The organism is Thermococcus profundus, from assembly GCF_002214585.1.
Lineage (GTDB): Archaea > Methanobacteriota_B > Thermococci > Thermococcales > Thermococcaceae > Thermococcus > Thermococcus profundus.
In genome coordinates this window covers 614,080-637,486 of record NZ_CP014862.1, presented here as the reverse complement: position 1 = coordinate 637,486, position 23,407 = coordinate 614,080, and the positions used below count along the sequence as shown (strand labels likewise).

General features: G+C 54.6%; 33 protein-coding genes. 15 read left to right on the top strand and 18 right to left on the bottom strand.

Going from position 1 to position 23,407, the window contains the following annotated elements; translation table 11 throughout:
• The first annotated feature begins 100 nt into the window (after positions 1–100).
• Positions 101–433, top strand: coding sequence for a DUF4389 domain-containing protein (locus A3L09_RS03590; RefSeq protein ID WP_088857657.1), 333 nt, complete (start codon positions 101–103; stop codon positions 431–433).
• A 49-nt stretch (positions 434–482) separates the two neighbouring features.
• Here A3L09_RS03590 and A3L09_RS03585 read toward each other — a convergent pair whose 3' ends face one another.
• Genes A3L09_RS03585 through A3L09_RS03565 form a run of 5 tightly spaced genes read right to left on the bottom strand, consistent with a single transcriptional unit; the run spans position 483 to position 5,872 of the window.
• Positions 483–1,646, bottom strand: a complete 1,164-nt coding sequence (locus A3L09_RS03585) for a hypothetical protein (protein ID WP_088858972.1) — start codon at positions 1,644–1,646, stop codon at positions 483–485.
• 29 nt (positions 1,647–1,675) lie between these two features.
• The gene (locus A3L09_RS03580) at positions 1,676–2,890 is read right to left on the bottom strand and encodes an NAD(P)/FAD-dependent oxidoreductase (protein ID WP_088857656.1); all 1,215 of its coding nucleotides are present in this window, start codon (positions 2,888–2,890) and stop codon (positions 1,676–1,678) included.
• A 1-nt stretch (position 2,891) separates the two neighbouring features.
• Positions 2,892–3,344 carry a 4Fe-4S binding protein gene (locus A3L09_RS03575; protein ID WP_088857655.1) on the bottom strand — a complete coding sequence of 151 codons (453 nt, stop codon included), beginning with the start codon at positions 3,342–3,344 and terminating at the stop codon, positions 2,892–2,894.
• Entirely contained in the window at positions 3,341–3,907 is a 567-nt protein-coding gene (locus A3L09_RS03570) for a 4Fe-4S dicluster domain-containing protein (RefSeq protein WP_088857654.1), read from the bottom strand. Before A3L09_RS03570 ends, A3L09_RS03575 begins: the two co-directional genes overlap by 4 nt.
• A complete protein-coding gene (locus tag A3L09_RS03565; protein ID WP_232473571.1) occupies positions 3,908–5,872 on the bottom strand; it encodes an aldehyde ferredoxin oxidoreductase family protein in 1,965 nt (654 codons plus the stop codon).
• A gap of 141 nt (positions 5,873–6,013) precedes the next feature.
• Here A3L09_RS03565 and fni point away from each other — a divergent pair, with 141 nt between their 5' ends.
• Positions 6,014–7,138, top strand: coding sequence for a type 2 isopentenyl-diphosphate Delta-isomerase (fni, locus tag A3L09_RS03560; RefSeq protein WP_088857653.1), 1,125 nt, complete (start codon positions 6,014–6,016; stop codon positions 7,136–7,138).
• A gap of 11 nt (positions 7,139–7,149) precedes the next feature.
• On the opposite strand, the gene A3L09_RS03555 is transcribed toward fni, so the two are convergent.
• On the bottom strand, positions 7,150–8,082 hold the full coding sequence (locus A3L09_RS03555) for a DUF4263 domain-containing protein (protein WP_157727195.1): 933 nt from the start codon (positions 8,080–8,082) through the stop codon (positions 7,150–7,152).
• A complete protein-coding gene (locus A3L09_RS10835) occupies positions 8,048–8,320 on the bottom strand; it encodes a hypothetical protein (protein WP_157727194.1) in 273 nt (90 codons plus the stop codon). Before A3L09_RS10835 ends, A3L09_RS03555 begins: the two co-directional genes overlap by 35 nt.
• Before the next feature lie 276 nt (positions 8,321–8,596).
• Between A3L09_RS10835 and A3L09_RS03550 the strand changes: the two genes are divergently transcribed.
• Both A3L09_RS03550 and A3L09_RS03545 read left to right on the top strand, forming a co-directional pair.
• Positions 8,597–9,055, top strand: coding sequence for a 6-pyruvoyl trahydropterin synthase family protein (locus A3L09_RS03550; protein WP_088857651.1), 459 nt, complete (start codon positions 8,597–8,599; stop codon positions 9,053–9,055).
• An 82-nt stretch (positions 9,056–9,137) separates the two neighbouring features.
• Positions 9,138–9,569: a chromate resistance protein ChrB domain-containing protein gene (locus tag A3L09_RS03545; protein ID WP_088857650.1), complete on the top strand. Its 432-nt coding sequence runs from the start codon at positions 9,138–9,140 to the stop codon at positions 9,567–9,569.
• On the opposite strand, the gene A3L09_RS03540 is transcribed toward A3L09_RS03545, so the two are convergent.
• Positions 9,566–10,138: a hypothetical protein gene (locus tag A3L09_RS03540; RefSeq protein ID WP_088857649.1), complete on the bottom strand. Its 573-nt coding sequence runs from the start codon at positions 10,136–10,138 to the stop codon at positions 9,566–9,568. The genes A3L09_RS03545 and A3L09_RS03540 overlap by 4 nt on opposite strands.
• A gap of 55 nt (positions 10,139–10,193) precedes the next feature.
• Here A3L09_RS03540 and A3L09_RS03535 point away from each other — a divergent pair, with 55 nt between their 5' ends.
• The 9 genes from A3L09_RS03535 to A3L09_RS03495 are packed head-to-tail and all read left to right on the top strand — an operon-like array spanning position 10,194 to position 14,438.
• Positions 10,194–10,613: a PPC domain-containing DNA-binding protein gene (locus A3L09_RS03535; RefSeq protein ID WP_088857648.1), complete on the top strand. Its 420-nt coding sequence runs from the start codon at positions 10,194–10,196 to the stop codon at positions 10,611–10,613.
• 42 nt (positions 10,614–10,655) lie between these two features.
• Complete coding sequence (locus A3L09_RS03530; protein WP_088857647.1) at positions 10,656–11,261, top strand: Na+/H+ antiporter subunit E; 606 nt, start codon at positions 10,656–10,658, stop codon at positions 11,259–11,261.
• Positions 11,237–11,509 (top strand): monovalent cation/H+ antiporter complex subunit F, encoded by a 273-nt coding sequence (locus tag A3L09_RS03525; protein WP_088857646.1) that lies wholly within the window; start codon positions 11,237–11,239, stop codon positions 11,507–11,509. Before A3L09_RS03530 ends, A3L09_RS03525 begins: the two co-directional genes overlap by 25 nt.
• On the top strand, positions 11,506–11,820 hold the full coding sequence (gene mnhG, locus A3L09_RS03520) for a monovalent cation/H(+) antiporter subunit G (protein WP_088857645.1): 315 nt from the start codon (positions 11,506–11,508) through the stop codon (positions 11,818–11,820). The genes A3L09_RS03525 and mnhG overlap by 4 nt, the downstream gene beginning before the upstream one ends.
• Entirely contained in the window at positions 11,801–12,031 is a 231-nt protein-coding gene (locus tag A3L09_RS03515; protein ID WP_088857644.1) for a hydrogenase subunit MbhD domain-containing protein, read from the top strand. The genes mnhG and A3L09_RS03515 overlap by 20 nt, the downstream gene beginning before the upstream one ends.
• Positions 12,028–12,273: a hydrogen gas-evolving membrane-bound hydrogenase subunit E gene (gene mbhE, locus A3L09_RS03510; RefSeq protein ID WP_088857643.1), complete on the top strand. Its 246-nt coding sequence runs from the start codon at positions 12,028–12,030 to the stop codon at positions 12,271–12,273. Before A3L09_RS03515 ends, mbhE begins: the two co-directional genes overlap by 4 nt.
• A complete protein-coding gene (locus tag A3L09_RS03505; protein ID WP_088857642.1) occupies positions 12,270–12,677 on the top strand; it encodes a Na(+)/H(+) antiporter subunit B in 408 nt (135 codons plus the stop codon). The genes mbhE and A3L09_RS03505 overlap by 4 nt, the downstream gene beginning before the upstream one ends.
• Positions 12,670–12,960 carry a cation:proton antiporter subunit C gene (locus A3L09_RS03500; RefSeq protein ID WP_088857641.1) on the top strand — a complete coding sequence of 97 codons (291 nt, stop codon included), beginning with the start codon at positions 12,670–12,672 and terminating at the stop codon, positions 12,958–12,960. Before A3L09_RS03505 ends, A3L09_RS03500 begins: the two co-directional genes overlap by 8 nt.
• Entirely contained in the window at positions 12,957–14,438 is a 1,482-nt protein-coding gene (locus A3L09_RS03495; RefSeq protein ID WP_198362288.1) for a proton-conducting transporter transmembrane domain-containing protein, read from the top strand. Before A3L09_RS03500 ends, A3L09_RS03495 begins: the two co-directional genes overlap by 4 nt.
• Here the strand turns inward: A3L09_RS03495 and A3L09_RS03490 are convergent.
• From A3L09_RS03490 to A3L09_RS03480, 3 genes are read right to left on the bottom strand one after another with little or no spacing between them, the layout of a single operon-like run.
• Complete coding sequence (locus A3L09_RS03490; protein WP_088857639.1) at positions 14,415–14,822, bottom strand: ACT domain-containing protein; 408 nt, start codon at positions 14,820–14,822, stop codon at positions 14,415–14,417. The genes A3L09_RS03495 and A3L09_RS03490 overlap by 24 nt on opposite strands.
• The gene (locus A3L09_RS03485) at positions 14,794–15,384 is read right to left on the bottom strand and encodes a DUF998 domain-containing protein (protein ID WP_088857638.1); all 591 of its coding nucleotides are present in this window, start codon (positions 15,382–15,384) and stop codon (positions 14,794–14,796) included. Before A3L09_RS03485 ends, A3L09_RS03490 begins: the two co-directional genes overlap by 29 nt.
• Before the next feature lie 46 nt (positions 15,385–15,430).
• A complete protein-coding gene (locus A3L09_RS03480; RefSeq protein ID WP_232473570.1) occupies positions 15,431–15,661 on the bottom strand; it encodes a hypothetical protein in 231 nt (76 codons plus the stop codon).
• Positions 15,662–15,816: 155 nt separating this feature from the next.
• Between A3L09_RS03480 and A3L09_RS03475 the strand changes: the two genes are divergently transcribed.
• The gene (locus tag A3L09_RS03475; RefSeq protein WP_088857637.1) at positions 15,817–16,983 is read left to right on the top strand and encodes an MFS transporter; all 1,167 of its coding nucleotides are present in this window, start codon (positions 15,817–15,819) and stop codon (positions 16,981–16,983) included.
• A 4-nt stretch (positions 16,984–16,987) separates the two neighbouring features.
• Here the strand turns inward: A3L09_RS03475 and hypE are convergent, their stop codons facing one another.
• The 6 genes from hypE to A3L09_RS03445 form a co-directional block, all read right to left on the bottom strand.
• The gene (hypE, locus tag A3L09_RS03470; protein WP_088857636.1) at positions 16,988–18,004 is read right to left on the bottom strand and encodes a hydrogenase expression/formation protein HypE; all 1,017 of its coding nucleotides are present in this window, start codon (positions 18,002–18,004) and stop codon (positions 16,988–16,990) included.
• A gap of 27 nt (positions 18,005–18,031) precedes the next feature.
• Entirely contained in the window at positions 18,032–18,397 is a 366-nt protein-coding gene (locus tag A3L09_RS03465; RefSeq protein ID WP_335755348.1) for a HEPN domain-containing protein, read from the bottom strand.
• Positions 18,394–18,720, bottom strand: a complete 327-nt coding sequence (locus A3L09_RS03460) for a nucleotidyltransferase domain-containing protein (RefSeq protein WP_088857635.1) — start codon at positions 18,718–18,720, stop codon at positions 18,394–18,396. The genes A3L09_RS03465 and A3L09_RS03460 overlap by 4 nt, the downstream gene beginning before the upstream one ends.
• A gap of 47 nt (positions 18,721–18,767) precedes the next feature.
• The gene (gene hypF, locus A3L09_RS03455; RefSeq protein ID WP_088857634.1) at positions 18,768–21,086 is read right to left on the bottom strand and encodes a carbamoyltransferase HypF; all 2,319 of its coding nucleotides are present in this window, start codon (positions 21,084–21,086) and stop codon (positions 18,768–18,770) included.
• Between the two features lie 92 nt (positions 21,087–21,178).
• Positions 21,179–22,297 carry a hydrogenase formation protein HypD gene (hypD, locus tag A3L09_RS03450; RefSeq protein ID WP_088857633.1) on the bottom strand — a complete coding sequence of 373 codons (1,119 nt, stop codon included), beginning with the start codon at positions 22,295–22,297 and terminating at the stop codon, positions 21,179–21,181.
• Positions 22,297–22,524, bottom strand: a complete 228-nt coding sequence (locus A3L09_RS03445) for a HypC/HybG/HupF family hydrogenase formation chaperone (protein ID WP_088857632.1) — start codon at positions 22,522–22,524, stop codon at positions 22,297–22,299. Before A3L09_RS03445 ends, hypD begins: the two co-directional genes overlap by 1 nt.
• Positions 22,525–22,608: 84 nt before the next feature.
• Between A3L09_RS03445 and mobA the strand changes: the two genes are divergently transcribed.
• Complete coding sequence (gene mobA / locus A3L09_RS03440; protein ID WP_088857631.1) at positions 22,609–23,190, top strand: molybdenum cofactor guanylyltransferase MobA; 582 nt, start codon at positions 22,609–22,611, stop codon at positions 23,188–23,190.
• Here mobA and A3L09_RS03435 read toward each other — a convergent pair.
• Complete coding sequence (locus tag A3L09_RS03435; RefSeq protein WP_157727193.1) at positions 23,171–23,404, bottom strand: hypothetical protein; 234 nt, start codon at positions 23,402–23,404, stop codon at positions 23,171–23,173. The two genes, mobA and A3L09_RS03435, sit on opposite strands and share 20 nt — an antisense overlap.
• Between the last annotated feature and the right edge of the window lie 3 nt (positions 23,405–23,407).

Genomic DNA, 23,407 nt, shown 5'->3' with positions numbered 1-23,407 from the left:
GTTTCTTGTTTCTGTTCCATCGCCATTACAAAAGCGCGGCGTTAACTTTTTAAATGATTCTCTTGATACCTTCCTGAATCGTAATCAGGAGGGTAAAACCTTGGGAGAAAGAGTAGAAGCCCTGTTGAGGATTCCGCTTGCGATCATGTACGGGTTCATTTTTTATGCACTGGGGATTGTCGCAGGGCTGGTGCTCGTAGCCCAGTTCTTCTACACCCTAATAATGGGCAGAAGGCACGAGGGCATGGCAAGATTCGCCAATCACTACGCATCCTTCAGGTACCACGTCGACCGCTACCTGCTCTTCTCCACCAACGAAAGGCCCCTCTTCGATGGAGTGGGATGGGACGAGGTTCTCCCCTGCGATTTCGACAGGAAAGATAAGAGAAAAGCATACGAGGAGTTAAAGAGTGAGTTCGACCAAGTGTTCTGAGTGTCTCCCTTTTTAGGTCTTTTTCGGGGGAATGAAAACACGAGAAGATTCAGACCTTCGCCCAGTACTCCTTCTCCTCCACCATTGCGTTTATCATCTCGTCCTCGTCCTTGAACATCGTCCTCCGCGATGGGTTCTGCATGCCGTAGAACTCCATGAACGGGCTTGGCCTCCTCTTGAACGGGTAGTAGAGGTATATTGCCGCCAGCGTCCTGTAAGCTTCGGCCATCTCGCTGATAACGCCCGCAGAGACGCCCTCAGCGTAGTGGTAGACCGCTATAGCCTTGCTGACATCGACGAGGTTGAAGTCCCTCTCGACTAGCTGTCTCCTCAGTATGTCGGTCGCCTGCTCTATGTCCTCCCTGTCCAGCTCCTCAACCTCCTCACCATCCAGGAGGTGCTTTATCTTAATGCGCTTTATCGATGGATCGGCGTTGACCTGAGCGTCGTACTCGGCGACGACCCACCAGTCGTCGAGGGCCCCTGGATCGAGGACAGTGAAGTGCTCGCTGAGTTTGGAGTAAAAGCCCCTGACACGGTGGTAGTACTCATCCTCGTGGCCCGTCATAGGGTAGCTTAGGTACACGAGGGGCTTCTCCCTCTCGTGGAACAGAAGGTCGAGGAACACTTCAGGAGGGTGCCTTATGCCGAACTGGAGAATGTAGCGGACTTCCAGCCCCTCCTTCTTGAGCTCGTGGACGAGGGTCTTCACGTGGTTGATGGCATCCTCCCGCCACATGACGAGGGTTGTGAGCTTTATGTTCTCGGGGTCGTTTCCAAAGCGCTCGAACCACTCGGGATCGTTGATGATCCGCCTCCTGACCGAGAGGACATCGTCGAGGATTATGATCACGCGGTTCGGCTTCAGGAGCTTGAGGTTGCTGGTGGTGAAGCCTATCACGCTACCGCTTCCCCAGCGGAACAAACTGGGTGTCGAAACGAGGTGATACTCCCTGTCGCTTTCATCTATCTCCCTCCTCACCCGCTCAAAGGCTTCGTCGCGTATCTCGTTCATCAAGTCCTGGTGGGTTATGGCAAAGTCGAGGACGTTCTTCCTGGTTATTTTAACTCCCCTCTCCTTGCCGACTTCCCTGATGTAGTCAAAAACGTGGTAGTAGGCATAGCTCCCTCCACTGGCTTTTTTGAGAGCCTCGCTTATGTACTCGTCCCTGCCGTTGAGCGGCGGGCCGGTGAGAAGAACAACTTCTTTCACGCTGCTCTCCATAGAACCACCCCTGGATCTTAAACGAGGGGGTTAATAAGCTTGTCTCTCAGGATCCCCCTTATCGCGAGGTATGCGTTCGCAGAGCCAGTGGAGTGGAAGTGTCCCACCTGAACCCGCTGCCAGCCGACCAGACGGCCCTCTAAGTCAAACAGATTCGCTTCTGCCCATTTTTTGCCCCCATAAACTTCAACTTCCGTTGAAAGCCCAAGCCCTTCGGCTTCTCCCTTCCCGAGTCCGATCTTGTAGACATCCAGCCGGCCTATCTTCTCGTAGATAGTGGGGATTACTCCCCTACCCTCCACGGGCTTCCCCGTTATGGCTCTGGCAACTACTCTCGCGTAGTGGGCCGCAACGAAGCCCAACGGTCTGTATGTGAACTTCCCGGTTACGAAGTCTCTGCTCAAGGCACAGTCGCCGAGGGCGTAAACCCCTGGTATAGCAGTCTCGCCGCGCCCGTCCACCTCGATGGTCCTACCATCGTCCCTCAGGAGAGCCGAGTTCGGTCTCACACCCGTCGCCAGAACGACCGCCCCGGCATTTAGGGTTCCCCCATCGCTCAGCTCTACAGCTTTGACTCTTTCTCTCCCCTCAATCCTCTTGACGAGGGTTGAAGTCAGGACTTCAAGCCCTTCCCGCCTCAGATACTCCTCGACGAACTCCGAAAGCCCCGGCTCGATCAGTCCGGGAAGAACCCTCTCCCTGGCCTCCACGACGGTTACCCCCTGCCCGCGCCTCCTCATGGCAACCGCCGCCGTCAGCCCCACGAGGCCGGCTCCGATGACAACGACATCCTCCTGAGCAGGCAGAGATTCGAGGAACTCAACATCCTCAACCCCGTGGAAGGAGATGACGCCTTTGAGGTTCACGCCCGGAATCGGGGGAACGGCCGGCCTCCCTCCGGTCGCGATGACGAGGTTGGTGAAGCTTACTTCAAGAGTTCTGCCGTTGAGTCTCACCGTAACTCTCCGCTCCTTTGGGTTCAGCGAAAGAGCCTCCGCCCCTTCCAAGACATTAACGCCCATCGTTTGAAGCCTCCCGGCGAGCCTCAGGGCTATGCTATCGAAGGGCGCGCTCAATGCCAGAAACTCCGCGAGCCTATGCCTCGTGTAGGGCGGCCACTCCCTAGCGATGAGAGTTATCTCCCCCGGCTCGACCCCTTCCTTTATCAGGTTCATAGCGGTGTAGATTCCTCCAACGCCGCCCCCGATGATGACCGTTCCCCCTGGAGACACCTCAGACCAGCCCCCTGAAGGCCAGAAGCTCCTTCACCGGCTTCTTCTCCTCCATTAAGGCCTTTTTCTCAGTGAACCTATCGTAAATGAGCGCCCCCTCCCTGCAGGCTTCCACGCACCTCGGTTTTCCCTTACAGAGGTCGCACTTGACCATCTCTCCCGTCGTCCCAAGGAAAACAGCCCCAAAAGGGCAGACGGCGGTGCAGGCCTTGCAGGAGGTACATAACTCCCTGGCAAGGAACACCGTTCCATCATCCTTCACCCAGAGCGCCCCGAACTCGCATGCCTCCACGCATGGGGCTGGACTGCAGTGCCTGCATACGACGACGTCCCAGCCGCCGGAGACCTCCGGTATCCTTATCGCCGGCTCATCCATCGGGCAGGCTTCCACACAGTCCCCGCAGCCCGTGCATTTCTCAGAGAGGACGTGGAGGAGGTACTCTCTCCCGTTCACAGCTCAAGCCCCTCGTTCCTTTTCCATATCTCCCTGAGGAGTGCCGTGGCCTCTTCGGCCTTTTTGGTCCGATAAGGAGAAGGTTCACCTGATAGTTGCCCGTATATTCCGTAGGAAACCCCCGCGGCCTTGGCCTTCTTCAGCTCTCTCATGACCTTCTCCTTCGGGCCATAAATTATCGCGTCGCGGGGGCAGACCTGGGCGCACTCTGGATCGCCGCCGCATAGGTCGCATTTTATCGGCTTGACGTCGAAGTCGAAGCTTATGGCCCCAAACGGGCAGGCATAGGCACACTCGCGACACCCTATGCAACGGGAGTAGTCTATGAGATAAGCCCCGACCTTTCCATCGAGGTGGATTGCATCCACCGGGCAGACTCTCTCGCATGCGGCGTCCCTGCACTGGAGGCAGTAGACAGGGGCGGAGGCCTGAACCTCTGGCTTCGTCAGAACGGTTATCCTCGAGAGCAGCGGGTTAAAGACTCCCTCGTGAGTGTAGGAGCATACAAGCTCGCACAGGTGGCAACCTGTGCAGTTCTCGTAGATGATACCCAGAATCTGCATTCACTCACCCCCAGGATAGCTCTCCAGCGGCCAGAGGGCTGGCCCGTCCCACTCAGGGAACTCCTTTCCCTCTATCTCGTCCGCCACGTAGCCAATGCCGAGCCTCTCCAGCGTTTCCCCCTTTGGACGGGCCGTCTCCACGTCGCAGCCCCTCCTCTCGAGGTACTCGTCCACCATCTCCCAGTGCCGCTTTTCCTGCCTCCTGAACTTCTCGGTCTTCGCCAGCTCGGGCGGAAACTTCACGTTGTAGTGCTTCTTCCTGATGCCCTGCTTCACGTTTATGGCCATCTCCGTCAGGTATATCCTGTCAAGGGCCTCAACAACGTCCTTCTCACTGAACTCCATTCCCGTGAAGGCCGTGAGGAGCATCGCAGTCCCCCTGAAGATTGGGTACTTCCAAACGAGCGGAACTGCCTGGAACCACATGTTTATCGAACCCTTACACCTTCCGAGGGAATCCGCTAGGGTGCAGGCCCTCTCCCCCGCTATGACCGCCCCAACGGGATCGACGCGGTAATCGGGAAGCCCTGCCTCAAGCATTCCCCTTACCGCTTCCGGGTCCATGTTGACATCGTTCTCCCAGTAGGCCCAGGAGCGGCCCCTGAGGTGGTCTGCTCCCCTAGTCGAGGTGGCGTGGGCGAGGGTGAAGATTCCGTTCATGAAATCGACCTCGTACCAGCCCCTGTTGAGACCCTTCACGTCGTAGCTGTATGCCAGAGCCTCCCTGTCGACGAGCTTCGCGAAGTTGCGGTAGCCCTCTGCGATCATATTCCCAAAGCCCTTCCTGTAGGCTGTCATCCTAACCAGCTCGATCTGCCCCTCAGCGTCTCCCCATTCGAGGGAAACGCCGTCGAGAACTTCGTCGCTCAGGATTCCCCTCTCGTGCAAAAGCCTCGCGAGGGCTATCGTGTCGCCGAGGGTTATCACGTCCATCCCGTACTCGTCCGCCATGTGCTCCATCTGGAGGACGGCCTCGGTGTCAGTGATGCAGTTGTTCGAGCCGAGGGCGTAGATGGACTCGAACTCGCTCGACGTGCCGTATTCTCCAGTTTTCGGAAGGTAGTAGACGTCCTTGCAGGCTAGGGGGCAGGAGTAGCACTGAGTTCTGCCGACTTCGTAAGCTGCTAAATCCTCGGGTCTAAGGCCCTTCGGAAGCTCGTCAGGGCCGAGATATTTCGAGAAGTACCTCCAGCCCGGGTGCCAGCTTAGAAGACCATAGTGGGTACCTATGACGGAGTAAATCTTCCTCACGAACTCGCTCCTCTTGAAGTACTCCAGATCCTCCTTGGCAAGCCCGTAGAAGGTCTCCGGGTCGGCGGGTTCAACGCCCTTCGTCCCCCTGATGGCTATCGCCTTGAGGTTCTTAGAACCCCAGACGGCCCCGCTTCCCCTCGCCCCCGCGTGGTACTTGTCCACCATGGTGGTGGCGAACCTGACGAGGTTCTCTCCAGCCGGTCCTATACCGGCCACACTTACATCGTCCCCGTGCTCATCACGGAGGACGTCAACCAGCTCCCCCGTCTTCATCCCCCACAGTCCTTCCGCGTCCCTGAACTCGACGGTTTCATCTTCGATCCAGACGTACTTCGGTTTGTCCGCCCTTCCGAGCACGACAATCTGGTCGTAGCCCGCATACCGCATCATCGCCGCGAACTCCCCGCCGGCGTTCCCGTCACCGAGTATCCCCGAGAGAGGGGATATTGTGCTCACGTGGAGCCTGCTGGTCATTGGAAGGACAGTGCCGGCGAAGGTGCCGTTTCCGAGGGCGAGAACGTTCTCCGGGCCGAGAGGGTCTATCTTTCCATTGACCATCTCAAAGAGCTTCCTTGAGTTGAAGCCCCTGCCGCCGAGGTAGGCTTTAACTTCAGAAGGCGCCAGTCTTTTCCTGACGGCTTTTTCCCTGTCGAGGTCTATAAACAGGGCATAGCTTTCTTCAGTTCCAGTGGTGGTTGACATCATACGCATCTCCTTTTGAATAAGAACGTAATAAGTCAACTTTGTTTTTGAAATATATAAACGTTTGCGGAGATTATCGAGGGTCAAACCGCCAGCCGGTGCTCCAAAAACCTCTTAACTTCCACCCCCCTTTCCCCTTCGGTGGTGCGAATGCAGGCCTTTGATAAGGAAGAACTCACGGTCATCAGAAAGTTCGAGCACATAGAGCACTGCCTAAAGCGGAACGTTCAGGCTCACGTGAGCAACGGTTTTGAAGATGTGCACTTCGTCCACATGAGCCTTCCCGAGATAGATAAGGACGAGATAGATTTGAGCGTCGAGTTCCTTGGAAGGAAGTTCGACTACCCGATTTTCATAGCGGGAATGACCGGAGGAACGAAGGGTTCTCAGCTGGCTGGGAAGATAAACAAGACGCTAGCGAAGGCCGCTCAGGAGCTCAACATACCGATGGGCGTTGGAAGTCAGAGGGCCATGATAAGGAAGCCCGAAACCTGGGAGAGCTACTACGTTAGGGACGTCGCCCCGGATGTATTTCTCGTTGGGAACCTCGGCGCTCCCCAGTTCTCCGAGACGATTCCCGAGCGCTACGGCATCGAGGAGGCGCTCAAGGCCGTTGAGACCATCCAGGCCGATGCTCTGGCAATTCACATGAACCCGCTCCAGGAGAGCGTCCAGCCGGAGGGAGATACCCAGTACAGGGGTGTTCTCAACGCCCTGGCAGAGCTGAAGGCCGAGTTCCCGTACCCGATAATAGCTAAGGAGACAGGCGCGGGAGTTTCCATGGAGGTCGCGATAAAACTGGAGAGCATCGGCATTGATGCGATAGACGTTGGCGGCCTCGGCGGGACGAGCTGGAGCGGCGTTGAGTATTATCGGGCAAAGGACGAGCTGGGGAAGGATTTGGCCCTCCGCTTCTGGGACTGGGGGATAAAGACCGCCATCAGCGTTGCCGAAGTTAGGTACGCCACAGAACTTCCAATAATAGCCACAGGCGGGATGAGGGACGGTATAGCGATGGCGAAGGCTCTCGCCATGGGAGCCACCTTCGCAGGGGTTGCCCTGCCTCTCCTCAAGCCGGCTGTCAAGGGCGACGTTGAAGGGGTCATAAAAATCCTCAGGCGCTACATAGAGGAGATCCGCAATGCCATGTTCCTCGTCGGGGCCAGAAACGTCGAGGAGCTGAGGAGAGTGCCGATCGTGGTCACAGGGTTCACGAGGGAGTGGCTGGAGCAGAGGATTGATCTGCCTGCATATATGCGGAGCAGAGGTATTTGACGTTTTTATTTTTACATATCTCCAGCAAGTTCTTTATTAATCCCCTCTTTGATTTTCTCAACATTTTCAAGTATGTATTCCCAAGTTACAACGACCAAATTATCTTGTGACTCATTAAAAGAGCTCAACGCTCTTTTCTCTTCTTCAGTTAACTCTTCAAAAAGCCCAATAATTATCATGTATAAAACATTGCTGTTATTGCCTATTATCTTTCTCCAGTCTGAAATTTGATTTAGGGCACCTTTCAGGCGGGTAGATTTCCTTGTTCCAATAAACGGCTTATATCTTGGAGGTTCAATCTCGACATAAATTTCTCTACCTTCCTTTGTTTGAATACGAAAATCTGGTCTTCTTAGGAGTTCTCCTTGAAGTGTCGGTTGGCTCTCTATCATCATTGCACCGGGCCATAAGAAAAATTTGTATCGTGTGAGCATATCCTGAAAAACTTGCTCATCAGCTTTAGTTGTATATATAGTGTTTCTGATTTCGTCTTCTATCCTAGCTATGAGTTCCATATACATTTCAAGAGCCTTGAGTTTTGCGATTTTATCAATAATCCTCTGATAACCATTTGTGATTATCTCATAGAGTCTATTGAAAAGTATAAAGTAGAAATCAGACTCGGCGTGAGAGAGTGGGCTAATCTCTTTAAGAGTAGAAGACTTCCCAAAAATCCATGCAAAGGGAATGTGCTTAACATGCCGTTGTTTTCTGACTACCCAATATATTCCCACATCCACTAACTTTGCTTCTCCGTTGTGTTCTACTTTTACAGGGATCGTATCATTAGCCAGTACAAAAATTGTTGAATCTTCAGGGAGTTGATTTTTATATCTCCCAATGAAGCCATGATTGGTGAATATAATCCTCCAAAATCCCGAATCCTTCCCGGTTACCACAAATGCACCATTAACGCCTGAAATCCCGAATATCTCTTCCTCCACAGTTTTTTTTGGTTTTTTTGATTTTTATGGAAACCCTACTTGCTCGCTTTCGAAGGATCTCAAATCCAACTTTACCACTATCATCAATATAAACCACGCTCTTAAATCCTTGATAAAGCATATATTCTGGGAGCAACACCTCTCTGAGCTGTATTGGAACTTGAGTTGTTAAGATTGATACTCTGTTAAAATACTGTTTCAGTGTATTCTTTATGTCCTCATTTGAATAACTAGTCATTGATTGATTCTTAATGCCTTCTACTATTAAAGTTTATCGTTTAAATAATTTTTAACTACTGCAAATTCACACTTTTTTAAACTCATGACCAAGCAACTATAAGCAACACAACCCCCCATTGATAATGACTGGAGGAGAGGATTGATCTGCCCGCGTACCTTCGATACAGGAGGTGTGAAAGTCTATATTCTTAAACAATTTGACCCTTTGAGAGACCATGCCGTTTGGGCAAAAAGGGTTATAACGCCTTTGATGGATTTATTGGGAGGTGAGAGCATGGGGTTCAGAATCAGTGAGAGAAAGATAGGCTGGCACAAGGACTTCGACAGCTCCCACTTCCTCGCTCTGCCCTACGAGAGCAAGTGCCTCCGCATACACGGCCACACCTACAACGTCGACGTCGAGATATGGGGCGAACTCAACGAGAACGGTATGATATTCGACTTCAACCACCTGAGCAAGCTCATAAAGCTCCTCGACCACAGGATCCTCGTGAGTGAGGGGTGGGTCGTCGAGAGAGAGGATGGTGTTCTCGTTATCGAGAAGAACGGGAAGAGGCTCGAGCTCCCCAAAGACGAGGCCGTTGTTCTGGACAAGCCCAATGTGACGGCTGAATACATAGCCGAGTGGTTCGCGGAGAGGATAGCCGAGAAGGCGGGGGACAACGTGAGGAAGATAAAGGTAAAGATATGGGAGGATCCAAGGAGCTACGCGGAGGTAACGCTGGAGAGGTAGCTTCTCATCGGCCGGTTCTCTCTGAATTTTCCCCTCAAAACCCGTAAATAGTATGAGCGCCAACCCGATCTGAGGCGATGTTATGAAGTGGGTGACGAGAGAGCACGTCCACGTGGACCGCGTGGCGTGCCCGTGGCTTATAAAGCGCTTTATCGACCCCGAGGCGGAGTTCATCTTCGTGCCCCGCGACACCGACCCCTCGACCATAACAGAGGGAATTCCCTTCGACTTCAAGGGCGTTGAGCTCGGCCACCACGACGGTAAATGCTCCTTCGACGCATTCGTAGAGAAGTACAACATAACCGATCCAGCCGTTTTGAAGATAGCGGAGATCGTTAGGGAGGCCGACACCCACGTGGAGAATCCCCAGCCGCTGGCGGTGGCCTTGGATATTCTCGCACGGGGTTACAGAATGATATCCAAGGACGACTACGAGACCCTCGAGAAGGAGTTTCCACTCTACGATGCGATGTACGCGTACTTCAAGAAGGAGATCGAGGAAGGGAAGGCTTAACAGCCCTTCTCCCTCTTTTCAGGGGGCTCTCCTTCAATCCCACACCTTTCGTGGAGGGACTTCAGCATCTCCCCCGCTTTCTCCCTGAGCTCCCCAAAGTACTTCTCCTTAAAGTTCTCTGCAGCTTCCTCCGCAAGCCTGTAGGCGGTGGTAAAGTAAGCGAGGGCCGTCTCGCAGTCCTCCCTTTCGGCCGTTTTTCCGGCCATGTCCACGATGTACCCGGCGAAGTTGTGGAGGAGGAGCTTCCACTCCTTTTCAAAGCCGTTCTCGTTCAGCCAGCCCTTGAGGGTGATGAAGACCTTAATTGCCGGCTTAACGACGGAGTACTCGTTGTAACGACGGTAGCGGATCAGGAGGTACTGGAAGAGCGAGATGAGGAAGTTTCCGACGGTGGAAGATTCGAGGCCGTTTTCCCTCACGAAAGCCTCGAACTCGGTCAGACCAGTCCTACCCGTTTCAGCAAAGGCGCTGATTAGCGGAAGGTACCGGCTTGAGTACTTCGAAAAATCCACCTCCTCAAGCTCCCTAAGCTCTGGGAGAATCCTCATCACAGCATTTCTCGCGTCCATCTTCTCACCCAAAGGATTAAATCGGGTGCGGTTTATTAGGGTTTAGGTGAGGGTGATGAGGTTTTCAAAGGGAAGGAACTTTCTTTTCAGGGTTCCAGAGGGGGAAGAGCTTTTAAGCTACATAAACCGCTTCGCCGAGGAGCACAACGTTCTCATAGGAATCATCAACGCGATAGGAAGCCTGAGGAACCCCGAAATAGGCTACTTCGATGAGAAAGCCGGGGAATACAAAGTGATCGAACTGAAGGGAACCTTTGAGCTGGTTTCCCTGATGGGAAACATAAGCCTCAAGGAGGGAAAACCCTTCGCGCACATCCACGTTTCGCTTGGAGGCCCGGACGGAAGGCTCTACGGCGGCCATCTGGTTGAAGGAGAGGTCTTCGTTGCGGAGGTCTTCATTCAGGAGCTCTTAGGGGAACCTCTGGAGAGAAAACCGCAGGACAACGGGCTGGCTCTCTGGGATGCGGAGACATAGCTCCGTCAAAACCCTTTTTAGGTTTGGGGTAGAAATCGATACATGGGCAGGGTGCACTTCTACCTACGTGAGAGACTGGATGAGGTTAGGGGCAGGGTTCTCTACGAGAGCTACGAGGCGAGAAAGCTTCCGGCTTGGGAGAGGGTGGGGATCACGTGGCTGGCCCTATTTGCCTTCTGGCTCGTCGTAAGCGGGAAGTTCTCACCTTCCCATCTGATCACCGGGGCCCTGGTGACGCTTGCCATTGCCACGGTAACGAGGGACTTTCTGACGGACGACATAAGGCAGACGGGACATCTGCTCTCAAAGGCGGCCTACATATTCCTGTTCCTCGTCCCGCAGTACCTCTTCATCATGGCCTTTCGCCTGCTTGAGAGCAACCTTAAGGTCGTTAAAAACGTCCTCTTCATGGACATAAACCCCGGGATAGTTAAGGTGAAGGCTGACCTTCACTCGAACACGGGCTTGACCGTCCTCGCGAACTCCATAACGCTAACACCGGGTACCCTCACACTGGACGTCAACAAGAAGCTCGGTGAGGCCTACCTCTACGTGCACTGGATTGATGTTGAAACCCTCGACCAGGAGAAGGCTGGAATGAAGATAAAGGGGGAGCTTGAGGAATGGCTGAAGAAAATCTTCTGGTGATTTTACCATACGCGGTGGCTTTCCTAGTGTTTACCGCGACGCTGGTTAGCTACCGCGTTATCTTCGGCCCGACGCTGGCTGACAGGGCAGTTGCACTGAACACGGCAACGACGAAGGCCGTGGTGATAATAGCAATGCTCTCGCTCCTCTACGATGCCCCCTACCTCCTCGACGTGAGCATAGTGCTCCTCATGGTCAACGCCGTGGGCGGGCTCATCATAGCTAAGTACATGGAGGTGAGGGCGTGATAGCTTTCCTCTTCCTCCTCTTCGGCCTCTTCATAATGCTCTTCGGGGCCCTCGGGTTACTCCGCTTCCCCGACGTTTACACGAGGCTACATGCAACAGCGAAGTGCGACACTGGTGGGGCGATAAGCATACTCCTGGCCCTGGCACTCGCCTCGGACTTCTCCCTCACGGGAAAGCTCAAGTTCCTCGTGATAGCCTTCATGATAGCCATGATAAACCCGATGGTCAGCCATGCGATAGCGAGGGCCGCCTATAAGAGTGGGGTAAAGCCGAAAGCGGTGGTGGACATGTATGCCTGGGACAATCCATGAAGTCCTGCTTATTGCGATAATCCTCCTATCGGCCTCGGTGGTGGAGGCTGAGAAACTCACCTCCGCGGTACTGCGCTACGGCCTCCTCAGCCTAGCCTTCGTAATCGTCCTGATCCAGCTTAAAGCTCCCGATGTTGCCCTCTCGGCCGTCGTGGTTGGGGCGATAGTAACGGGGCTATTCCTCTACACGATAAAGGAGGTGGGGGAGTGAAGCGCCTCATCGGAGCGCTCATCAGTTCGGCCCTCCTGCTGGAGCTCCTCAGGCTTGACTACACCAAAGTTTCAGGGGGGAGCTACGCCTACTACCTAACTAATTGGCGCGAGGTTGGAATCCCGAACCTCGTGACGGCCATACTGGCAGACTGGAGGGCCTACGACAGCCTTGGCGAAGCTACCCTCCTCTTCGCGGCGGCCACCGCCTTTTACCTGCTCCTCGGGAGGAGAATGAAGTGAAGATGAGCCTCGTCGTGAGGACGACGACAAAGCTCGTGGCGCCTTTCCTGGTCACATATGGAGCTTACCTCACCATCTACGGCTACGAGAGCCCCGGCGGCGGCTTTCAGGCAGGGGTAATCTTCGCCGTGAGCGTTATCCTGCTCATGACCGCCTACGGCTACAGGAGAACGAGAAAGCACTTCCCGCTCAGGACGGTCCAGCTCGTAGAATCTTCTGCGGCCCTCTTTATAGTAGGGGTCGCACTCATGGGTTTAGCCTTCGGGGCCTTCTTCCTCAACTTCCTCCGCCCCTACATCCCGGGAGGTACCATAATGACATTCAACGTAGGCGTTGCCCTCAAGGTGGGTACCTCCTTCGTCCTCGTCTTCTACATCTTGGCGAGGTGGGTTGACCGTGATTAACGCCGAGACCGCTGGAATAATCGTGATGCTCATAGGTCTCTACGGTCTGATATCGAAGGAGAAGGCGATAAAGCAGGTGCTCTCCATCAACGTGGTTTCCCTCGGTCTGATACTGTTCTTCATAGGCACAGGTTACGTCGAGGGAGGGGACTTCCCGATAATGCCCTCCACTCCGGTTGACCCGCTTCCTGCCACGCTAATGCTGACAACGCTCGTCGTTGACGTGGCTATAACCGCGCTGGCCCTTGCGATGATACTGCGCAACGGGGGGGAGTGGGCGTGATAGCCGTCCTCGTTGCAGTTCCACTCCTCTTCGCTTTCCTTACAGCCCTAACAATCCCCGTTAGAATGGAAAAGTACGCTAAGTACCTCTTCCTGGCCGGCGCGCTTCTCCCATGGTTCGTCTACCTCGCCCTTGGTGAAGGGAGCGGGGTCGTGGGTAACTGGCCGAGGGTGGGGGGGATAGAGGTCGCCCTCGACGCTTACAACTCCCTCCTTATCCTTGGCGAGCTTATCCTCTTCTCCGCCGTTGCCCTGTACTCCATTAGCTACTTCAAAAGGGAAGTAAAGGCCCTCGTCCTGCTCCTTCTTGTCCATGCCAGCCTCCTCGGGGCCTTCATAAGCAGGGATCTCTTCAACTTCTACATCTTCATGGAGATAGCCTCGGTGTCTTCATTCGCGTTGGTGGGCCTCTCCGGAGAGAGGAGGGCAACCAGGGCGGCATACAAGTACCTAATGCTCTCGCTCCTAGCTTCCTACTTTTTCGTGTTCTCGATAGGCGTTATCTACCTCAAGACTGGCTATCTAAACCTCGAGCTGATTTCCCGGGTTCCGCCCTCAGCGGAGATAAGGGCGGCCGTTGCACTCGCTTTAGCCTCGCTCCTCCTCAAGGCCGGTATCTTCCCCCTCCACCTCTGGCTTCCGGATGCCCACGCCAACGCCCCCTCCCCTGTCTCGGCGCTCCTCTCCGGGGCGGTCGTCAAGGCCCCAGCCTACGGCATGGTGCTCCTCTCGCTCTACCTTCCCCTCAGCAGAACTTTTAGGGAGGTTCTGCTCGGCACGGCCTTCGCATCCATGCTCTTCGGCGTTGCCATGGCGCTCCTCCAGAAGGACGTCAAGAGGCTCCTCGCCTACCACACCGTCAGCCAGATGGGCTACGTCCTCCTCGGAATAGGAACGCTCAACCCGCTCGGAGCCGTCTACTACGCCTTCGCCCACATGCTCTTCAAGGGCGGCCTCTTCCTCTCTGCAGGGGCTATGGTGGACAAAGCCAAGAGCAGGAAACTGGAAAAGCTCTCCTACAGGGGCGACCCTCTCTTAATGCTCTCTACACTGATGCTCAGCCTTGCAATAGGCGGGATATGGCCGTTCGTCGGCTCTCCCGCGAAGGCCGTTCTCCTTAAGGGACTGCCGTACGGTAAGGAACTGTTTTATCTGGCGGGTCTGGGGACTCTCGCCTCTTTCACGAAGCTCAACTACTATCTCATGCATGGTGAAGGGGGGAGGAGCGGCGCGCTGGTCCTCCCGTCCTTCATGATGGCGCTCGCGGCGCTCCTCGCTGGGATCTCGCTCGGAGCTGTTCCCAAGGCGATTGACGCTTACCTGCTCCTGGGGGGAGTATTGCTCTTCACCCTGCTCAAGGCGAGCGGTTTGCTTGAAGTAAAGCTCCCAAAAAGGGAGATAACGCCGAAGGATGTGAACATCGGGGCGGCCCTCTTCGCCCTCTTTCTGCTCCTCCTACTCCACCTCTCGCAGGGTTAGCTCCCTGACCTCCTCCAGTCCCTTGAGGGCCTTTTCAAGCTCCTCAAGTGAAATCCTGCTCCCGCTGACGTCCACTATTGCCACTATTGCAGCGAGACCCAGCTCGCCCAGCTCCTCGCTCTCGTTGAAGAGGATGTTTATCCCGTGCTTTCCAAAGAGCCCGCTGACCTTGGCCAGAACCCCCGGCCTGTCCTCCACAACGAGTTCAACCTCGACCAGCCTCTTCCCGGGAAGGGCTATCCTCTCGAGGTGGGCCTCCTTGAGGTCGGTATCAACCTCTACCAGGAAGTAGGCTCCCTTAACGAGCCCGAGCTCGTAGGCGAAATCCAGCGGGATCTCCACCTTCCCATCTTCCTTAATCTTTATGAGCTCGTAGTGCCGCATATTCATCCCCCCAAAACTTCAATAGCACGACATAGTGCCATACCGTTATCGTCAGTGCCCCGACGAACTCGGGGATTGCAACACCCCTGAATGTTCTCATGGCCCAGACGGAGAGAATCCAGGCCAAGACGAAGAGAGCCACCGTGAAGTAAAGCATCCCCCTCTCCCCGGCGAGACCCATTCCCACACCCGCTATCAGAAAGCCGAATCCGGCCGTCAGGAAGAAGCACCAGCTGACGTAGTAGTGCGGTGAAGTTCCCTCCGGGAAGATGCCTATCAACGCCAGAAAGGCGAAGCCCGCTATGAGCATCCCGGTTCCAGCCTTTTCAATGCTGTTTCTTGCCGTCTCAAGAAGGCCTGCGGCGTAGTATATTGCCAATGCCGCCGTTACCACGAGCGGCACGTTGAGGAGCCATTTGTTAGAAAGGCCGACCTTTCCGAGGTCGCTTATCGCGTTGTCAGTCAACTTCCACCACGAGCGGTTCACGTAGATCGCCGTGAGGATGCCGGAATAAGCCACGAGGGGAGCTACTAACCCAGCCTGGAGCTGGGACTTCCTCATTGACACCACCAAAAAAGGATTGGAATTCAAAAATTAAAAGGCTATCTCACTTCTCGTAGAATATCTTGCAGTGCTGGACGTACTCTTCCTCCTCCAGGGGAAACTCGTCGTCTTCCTGGCAGTACTTCGCCAACTCTGGATTCTCACCCGCGAACTTCTTGATGGAATCCCACATCGTCACGAGTAAGAAGTGGGTCTCGCTCCCTTCATCTCTCCTTAGGCAACCTTTCTCCCCTGTACGTGCCGTGCCACAGCCCCATGATTGCCATGATACCACCGCCCTACTTTGGGGCTCCCCCTATAAAAAGTGCCTTCAAGCCCAGAGACACACTCTACGAAACCAACTGGCAGCCATTCCAAAAATAGCTCATGGGTGCTATTTGTATCTCATCGTTTCGACAAATTTATAAACGGAAGTTCAGAGCTTTCCCCATGCCGCTGAGCAGATACGCAGGGTTCAGCCGCGACGCCTATCTAGTGGTTTTGTACTCCTTCTTCGGCTGGTTAGGGGGCAATATAGCCTGGTTCATAGTCCCGTTCTACTTCAAGTCCCTCGGTATGGATTATACGAACATGGGCGTGCTCTTCTCACTCTCCACGATAGCCCAGGCGGTTCTCCTTCTTTTTACAGGCCCGCTCTCGGTGAAGATCGGCTACAAGAGGAGCATAATCCTCGCCCTTACATTCTTCGCCTCGGGAAGACTCATCCAGGTATTCTTACCGGAATTTCTATTCCTGGCCATTGCATCCGTGCTCCTCGGCGTGGGCATGGCTCTCGAGGGGCCCGCCTTAATGTCCCTCCTCAGCGAGGAGGCGAGAGATGAGAACAGACACTACCTCTTTTCCCTCAACTCAGCTATGGGAACCTTCGGAGCCGCCTTTGGAACCTTCCTTGGAGGTTTCCTCCCAGGAGTCCTGGACGGCGAGAACCCGTACAGGGATACGCTGATGGTATCGGTAGGCTTTATCTTCCTCCAACTGGCTGTTATCTCCCTTGTACATCCGATACTTGACAGGAAGGGACGGCAGATAAAATTTGAGCGCGAGACTGTGATCAAGATTCTCAAATTCTCGCTTCCCAGTGCATTAATAGGCCTCGGGGCCGGTGTAACGATTCCATACATGGGTCTGTGGTTCAACAGGAAGTTCGGCACCAGCTTGGAGAGCATAGGCGGCCTCTTCGCGATTCAGCAGTTCATAATGGGCCTCGGCACCTTCCTCCTTCCGGCTTTAGCAGATAAGCTCGGGAGCGTTAAGACCATAGTTGGCTTCAACGGCAGCGCAACAGTCCTGATAGCAGGAATGCCCTTCCTGCCGACCTTTCCGTTGGCGGCCCTAGTTTACATCGTGAGGACGATCCTCATGAACATAGTGAACCCAATATGGGACGCATTCATGATGCGCTTCTTCTCCACCGAGGAGCGCTCAACTGCCTTAGCATTGAGAAACCTCTCCTGGACGGCCACCTTTGGAATTGGCCAGTACGTCGGCGGCTTAATCTTCGACCGCTCTCTCACGATCCCGTTCCTCGTAACGGGTATTCTCTACGGCGCCTCGATGGTCTCCTTCTGGAGGCTGTTCTCAAGGGAAGAAAAGTGAGGGATCAGCATATCCTCGGAACGGGGTCTCCCTCCGGGGGTTCCATGAACCTTTTTCCACCTATTCCCGTCTCGAGCAGAACCTTGCCGCGGTAGTCGTCTATCACCTCGCCGATTATTGCCGCGTTCCTGCCCTTTTCGGTCTTTCTCATGGCTTCAAGAGCTTCTTCCGCGTACTCCCTCGCGACGACCATAACCACCTTGCCCTCGTTGGCGACATCGTAGGGGCTTATACCGAGCATCTCGCTCGCCGCTCTCACCTCAGGCCTTATCGGGATGTCAGCTTCCCTTACGAGGATTCCGACGTTGCTCTTACGGGCGATCTCGTTGAGCGCATTGCTCAGACCGGCCCTCGTCGGGTCCTTCATCGCGTGGACCTTCTCCCAGCCGATTGAGTCGGCAACGGCCTTAACAACGTCCCATATCGGTGCGACGTCGCTCTTCAGCTCGGTCTCGAAGGCTATGCCCTCCCTGTGGCTCATCAGCGCTATGCCGTGGTCGCCTATCGTCCCGCTGACCAACACAACGTCACCGACCTTCGCCCCGGCGTCGCTCACCGGGTGTTCCGCGATTCCTATTCCGGCTGTTACCACGAACATCTCAATCTTATCTTCAACGACCTTGGTGTCGCCCGTGACTATTGGAACCGGGACTTCCCTTGCCGTCTCGTCCATCGACTTGAGAACCCTCTTCAGTATCTCCATGCCGAGGCCCTCGCCGATTATCATCGAGTTGGCGAGAGCTATCGGCTCAGCTCCCATAACGGCCAGATCGTTCACCGTCCCGCTGACCGCTAGGCGACCTATGTCCCCGCCGGGGAAGAAGAGGGGCCTTACCGTGTGCCCGTCTATGGTGAATACCATGTGCTTGTCCCCGAATGGTATTGTGGCACCGTCGTCTAGTGCATCCAACCCTATTCCGCCGGCTGACTTCAGCGTCAGAGTTTTGAGGATAACGTCCCTCAAAAGCTCCTCCATTATCTCTCCGCCGGCTCCGTGTTCGAGCTTTATTTTTTCACCCATCTCAATCACCTATCAGGCCTTTCTCCCTCAGGTATGAGCGCGTGAAGTCCAAAAACTCCTTTGCCCTTTTGATTTGGGCGCTGGCGTCTTTTCCGACAGGTGGGTCTCAAAGGAGTAATCTGCCACCGGTCTAAGTTGGAAGGCCAGCCTCAGATAGGTGAAGAACTTATATGGGATTTCCCCAGTTTTCACGAGCTCCTTCCCGAGGAGTGCTATGACGGCAGAGTGTTTCGAAACCGAGATGCCTTTTGTTAATAAGATGGCCTCTGCGCAGTAGAACATCGTGTAATACGCCCTGGAAACAGCGAATTCATAGGCCCCTTTTTCTAGAAGAGCCTTGGCCGCTTCCAGGCTTTCCTCGGCCTTGTGTATTATGGCAGGATAATTGATCATACCCTTATGCCCTCCCTCATCACGTTAAGTATTAGTGGGTCCGAGCTCATCTCCGATTTCTCGACGTAGGGTATGAGCGCTATCACCACTCCTTTTTCGATGGCATATTTGTTAGTCGCCTCTGCCATTCTGTCGAGCTCCTCAAGCGTTGGCCACTGCCTCACAACGACGAGAACATCCACGTCGCTCCACTCTTCAGCTTCCCCCCTCGCATAGGAGCCGAAGAGGATAACCTCAACTAGGTTTTCCCCAAGAATCTCTTGGAGCTTTGCCTTCACCTCCCTGAGTATTCCTTCGAGCTCATTCCTCTCTAGGATCGGCATTCGCGCTCTCCCCCAAACTTCTAAGTCTCCACTGCTTATATCCTTTCTCACAGCATCAGATCCTCCTTCTTCAGGTATCCCTCTAGGTAAAGACCCCCGAGGAAGGCCTGGCCGACGTTTATCCCGTTGTCGCCCCTCGGAACCTCGGTTGTCACGTGGAAGTTAAGCCCGTTCGCCTCCACGACCTTCCTTATTGTCTTGGTTATCAGCTCGTTGTAGGCTACGCCACCGCTTAAAGCCACGTTCCTCACCCCGAACTCCCTCGCCTTCTCCACTGCTGTTTGGGCGAAGGCCCTCGCGAGGGCGAGGTGGGAGGAATAAGCTATGTCCGCTGGTGGGGCCCTCTCAACCACCTCAAGAATCTCCTCAAACAGCTCCTCGCCCTTTATCAGCTCTCCTTCAACTGGAACCTCAAACTTCAGGTCGTTCTTGCCCTTGAAGGCGAAGCTCTCGAGCTTCATAGCCGGCTCTCCCTCGTAGTGCCTCCTATATGCGACGTTGAGGAGAACGGCTATTGCATCGAGGACCCTTCCAGTTGACGAGGCGTATGCGGTGTTTATCCCCTTGGCAAGCTGGTTTAAAACCACGTTGAACTCTACCCTTCCGTACTTGAGGCTATCGACGGCCTTCGGACAGCAACGCCCTATTATCCCTTCAAGCTCGTCAATCGGGTAAACTTTGCTCAGTATCCCCATAAGGGCCCTCAGAGGGTAGTAACTCGCCAAATCTCCTCCAGGGAGGGGATAGTAATCAATGTGGGCTAATCTTTCGACGTCCTCGTAGCCCAAGTACAAGACTTCGCCACCCCACGTGTTCCCATCGGTTCCGTAGCCAACGCCGTCGAGCGCTATCCCGATGACCGAATCTAGGTTCCTCTCCGCCATAACGCTCGCTATGTGAGAGTAATGGTGCTGAACCTGGAGAAGCTCAACGTCCAGCTCGTTCGCCATTTCCATCGCAAGCTTAGTTGTGTTGTATGTCGGGTGGAGGTCGGCTACGATTAGGTCGAGGCTCTTAACCCTCAGAATCTTCCTGAAGTGGGCTATGGCATTTCTCATGAACTCTAGGACTTCGACCTTCCCAGTGTTGCCTATGTACTGGCTCGGGTAGACCTTCCTGTTCTTTGCCACACCGAAGGCGTTCATGAGCTCAGCCCCAACGGCTAAGCCGTTGTACTCGAAGGGTATCTCTATCGGGAGGGGCACGAAACCGCGGGAGCGCCTTATCACGGCTCTCTTTCCGTCGACGAACCTTATCACGCTGTCGTCGGCGCGGTTCAGTATCTTCCTATTGTGGAGGAGCAGGTAGTCTGCCATCTCCTTAAGCTCCTGGAAGGCCCTATCGTTGTCCTTAACCATCGGCATCCCAGGGTAGTTGGCTGACGTCATGACGTAGACCTTGCTCCTGCTCCAGTGGAAGAGAATGTAGTGGGTTCCAGCGTAGGGGAGCATGACTCCGATGGTATGGAGGCCCGGCGCGAGGTTCTCCGGGAGCGGGAAGGGTTCCCTCTTGCGGAGCGTTAGTATCGGTCGCCTGTAGGAGGTCAGCTCCTCCTCTTCTTCTTTACTGACGTAGGCGAAGCTTTTGATGGTCTCGAGGTCTTTGGCCATTATAGCAAAGGGCTTCTGTGGCCTGAAGGTTCTCCTCCTCAGCTCGGCAACGGACTCCTCGTTTGTTGCATCGCAAGCCAGGTGTATTCCGCCGATCCCCTTGATTGCCACGATGTAGCCCCTGTCAATCAGCTCGGCCGCCTTCCTGAGCGGGTCGCCGTATATCTCCTGCCCGTCATTGGTGTAGAGTCTGTAGGAAGGGCCGCAGACGGGACAGGCCGTTGGTTCAGCATGGTAGCGCCTGTCGAGCGGATCCTCGTATTCGCTCCGGCAGAAGTCGCACATCGGGAACTCCTTCATCGTGGTGTTTTCCCTGTCGTAGGGGAGATCCTCTATTATCGTGAACCTTGGCCCGCAATTCGTGCAGACGATAAAGGGATACATGTACCGCTTGTTGGTCGGGTCAAAGAGCTCCCTCAGGCAGTCGTCGCAGATCGCTATGTCAGGCGGGATTATCGAGTCCCCTCCCGTTCCACCCTTGGAGCTCTTCTCGATGTAGAAGCGGTCGAATCCCTGGGGTGGAATCTCATTCTTCTCAATCCTGTCAATCCTCGCCAATGGGGGCTTCTTTCTATGGAGGTCTTCGACGAAGGCCTCGATGTCTTCCTCTCTCCCCTCAACGACTATCTCAACGCCTGCATCGCCGAGGTTCTTCACGTAGCCCCGAAGGTTGTGCTCGTGGGCTATCCGATAGACGAACGGCCGAAACCCGACCGCCTGAACGATTCCCTGAACGTGAAAATGATAAGCCCTCATTCCTCCCACCGCTTTTCATTGGGGCTTTGGAGGCTTTATAGGTTTCCAAAACCAAAAGTTGAAAACGGTAGGGGAGTTTTGAACCTTTGGTGTTAAAACAGCACTCCGTATTTGTAGAATATCTGGCAGGTTCCCTCATAGGACACCATGCAGGGCCCGACGGGGTGTCTCGGCGTGCAGGTCTTTCCGAAGTGCGGGCAGTCCGTTGGCATCGCCAAGCCTCTCAGCACGGCGCCGCAGAGGCATCCCTTCTCAAGATCCGGCAGGTTCTTCGGAATCTCGACCTTGTAGAAGTTCCTTATCTCAAAGTCCCTCCACTCGTCCCTGACCTCAAGGCCCGTTCCGGGGAAGATCCCTAAGGCCCTCCATTTGGCATCGACGACCTTGAAGTACTTGTCGATCAGCTGTTGTGCCACAACGTTGCCCTCATACTTAACTGCCCTCTCGTACTCGTTCACGACCCTCGCGTCGCCCTCTTTGTACATCCTTATGAGCATGAGTATCGCCATAAGGACGTCGTTAGGCTCGAAGCCCGCAACGACCTGGGGAATTCCATACTTCTCGCTCAGGAACTCCCAGCCCTTCACACCGATTATAGTAGAGACGTGGCCGGCATCTATGAGTGCATCTATCCTGCTCTTCTGCTTTATCAAAACCTCGATTCCCTGAGGGGTTAAGCGGTGAACTGAGTAGATTTTGAAGTTCTCAAGCCCCTCCTGGGCTACTGAGTTCAGCATTCCGGCCGCCGGAGCGGTGGTCGTCTCAAAGCCCGGTGAGAAGTGAACGACCGTCTTGTCCGGGTTCTCCTTCGCTATCCTGTAGGTGTCATAGATGCCGTACACGATCCTGACGTCGAAGCCCTCGCTCTTTAGGTCGGCGAAGCTCCCCACTGGCGTTGGAATCTTGTACATATCCCCGAAGGTCGTCAGGATGATGTCTTCACCCTCTTCCCTCGCCTTCCTCATTATGAGCTGCATCGCCACGATGTCCTCAACGGGGGTTATGCAGACGGGGCAGCCCGGCCCGCTGACTACTTTGACGTTCTCCGGGAGGAGAGATCTAATCCCGTGCCTCGTTATCGTGTCCTCATGGGTTCCGCAGACGTGCATTATTCTGATTTCGCCGTCGAGGGTTTTTGCTTCCTCTTTGATCCTCTCCACGAGCTTGGAGGCGACTTCGCGGGAGCGGTAGCTACTGAAGGGGTTCTCCATCAGAATCCCCCCAGCGCGTTCTCAACCTCTGCCCAGGCTTCCAGGATTTCCATCGCTCTCTTCTCGTCCAGCTTTTCTATTGCAAAGCCGGTATGGACTATCACCCAGTCTCCGGGCTTAACATTGGGCAGGAGGTCGAGCCTCACCTCCCTCTTTATTCCCCCGAAATCAACCACCGCGACCGGGCCGTTGACCTCGATGATCTTTCCAGGCACTGCGAGACACATTTTCCCCACCGTTCTGAAGTTGGGCAAGGCTCTTATAGGGCTTTTTAAAACCAGTGGTTTAGAACCTCAAATCGCGTGATGGTCATGATGGGTGCTGTTTTGGCCGGAGGCAGGGCAAAGCGTTTCGGCGGGGACAAGCTTTTATTCAGGATCAACGGGAAGTCCCTCCTTCTTTACACCCTTGAGAGACTGGAGCAGGCTAGGAGAATAGACGAGATAATCCTAGTTGCCTCAAAGGAAAACGCGGAGAAGATGGAGGGCTTTGGGTACGATGTTGTGGTCGATGAGCTGATGGTTGGGCCGATGGGCGGTATTTACACGGCTTTGAGCCTCGGGGATGCCTTTCTCGTTGCCGGCGACATGCCGCTCCTCGTTCCTGAGTTCGTAGACTTCATCATTGAGCGCTTTGAAGAGGCCAAAAAGTCCGCCTGCGTACCGAGGTGGAGCAACGGTTACCTTGAACCCCTCCACGCCGCTTACTCGGGTTCTTTTAGGGACTTTCTGGAGAAACGGATAAAGTCAGGAAACTACGCTATAAACCAGGCGATAAGGGAGAGCGACGCCTGCTACATCGAGATCGAAAAACTGCCGGAGGACTGGCGGGAGAGCTTTTTCAACGTGAACACGAGGGGGGATTTGAGGAGACTCACCCGTGCCTCCACCTGATCAACTTCCTTTTGAGTTGAGGGTAGTACAAAATGGCTGCAGCAAGCATGAAGACTGCCCCTGCGTAATCCCTTCCGATGTACCAGGCGAGAAAGCCCAGCCCAAGGAAGAGATCCACTAGCTTCTGGCTAACATTCTCCTCAGCCCTGAAGTCCAGAGCGAATGAGACTAGGGCAAATATTCCCGCCACAAGCCAGATAATCGAGGCATCCACCAT

Bases quoted from the DNA above. Each gene is read 5' to 3' on its own strand.
- A3L09_RS03570 (WP_088857654.1), bottom strand. From the start codon at position 3,907: ATGCAGATTCTGGGTATCATCTACGAGAACTGCACAGGTTGCCACCTG.
- A3L09_RS03565 (WP_232473571.1), bottom strand. From the start codon at position 5,872: ATGCGTATGATGTCAACCACCACTGGAACTGAAGAAAGCTATGCCCTG.
- fni (WP_088857653.1), top strand. From the start codon at position 6,014: ATGCAGGCCTTTGATAAGGAAGAACTCACGGTCATCAGAAAGTTCGAG.
- A3L09_RS10835 (WP_157727194.1), bottom strand. From the start codon at position 8,320: ATGACTAGTTATTCAAATGAGGACATAAAGAATACACTGAAACAGTAT.
- A3L09_RS03550 (WP_088857651.1), top strand. From the start codon at position 8,597: ATGGGGTTCAGAATCAGTGAGAGAAAGATAGGCTGGCACAAGGACTTC.
- A3L09_RS03545 (WP_088857650.1), top strand. From the start codon at position 9,138: ATGAAGTGGGTGACGAGAGAGCACGTCCACGTGGACCGCGTGGCGTGC.
- A3L09_RS03540 (WP_088857649.1), bottom strand. From the start codon at position 10,138: ATGGACGCGAGAAATGCTGTGATGAGGATTCTCCCAGAGCTTAGGGAG.
- A3L09_RS03535 (WP_088857648.1), top strand. From the start codon at position 10,194: ATGAGGTTTTCAAAGGGAAGGAACTTTCTTTTCAGGGTTCCAGAGGGG.
- A3L09_RS03530 (WP_088857647.1), top strand. From the start codon at position 10,656: ATGGGCAGGGTGCACTTCTACCTACGTGAGAGACTGGATGAGGTTAGG.
- A3L09_RS03525 (WP_088857646.1), top strand. From the start codon at position 11,237: ATGGCTGAAGAAAATCTTCTGGTGATTTTACCATACGCGGTGGCTTTC.
- A3L09_RS03515 (WP_088857644.1), top strand. From the start codon at position 11,801: ATGCCTGGGACAATCCATGAAGTCCTGCTTATTGCGATAATCCTCCTA.
- A3L09_RS03490 (WP_088857639.1), bottom strand. From the start codon at position 14,822: ATGCGGCACTACGAGCTCATAAAGATTAAGGAAGATGGGAAGGTGGAG.
- A3L09_RS03485 (WP_088857638.1), bottom strand. From the start codon at position 15,384: ATGAGGAAGTCCCAGCTCCAGGCTGGGTTAGTAGCTCCCCTCGTGGCT.
- A3L09_RS03475 (WP_088857637.1), top strand. From the start codon at position 15,817: ATGCCGCTGAGCAGATACGCAGGGTTCAGCCGCGACGCCTATCTAGTG.
- hypE (WP_088857636.1), bottom strand. From the start codon at position 18,004: ATGGGTGAAAAAATAAAGCTCGAACACGGAGCCGGCGGAGAGATAATG.
- A3L09_RS03465 (WP_335755348.1), bottom strand. From the start codon at position 18,397: ATGATCAATTATCCTGCCATAATACACAAGGCCGAGGAAAGCCTGGAA.
- A3L09_RS03460 (WP_088857635.1), bottom strand. From the start codon at position 18,720: ATGCCGATCCTAGAGAGGAATGAGCTCGAAGGAATACTCAGGGAGGTG.
- hypF (WP_088857634.1), bottom strand. From the start codon at position 21,086: ATGAGGGCTTATCATTTTCACGTTCAGGGAATCGTTCAGGCGGTCGGG.
- hypD (WP_088857633.1), bottom strand. From the start codon at position 22,297: ATGGAGAACCCCTTCAGTAGCTACCGCTCCCGCGAAGTCGCCTCCAAG.
- A3L09_RS03445 (WP_088857632.1), bottom strand. From the start codon at position 22,524: ATGTGTCTCGCAGTGCCTGGAAAGATCATCGAGGTCAACGGCCCGGTC.
- mobA (WP_088857631.1), top strand. From the start codon at position 22,609: ATGATGGGTGCTGTTTTGGCCGGAGGCAGGGCAAAGCGTTTCGGCGGG.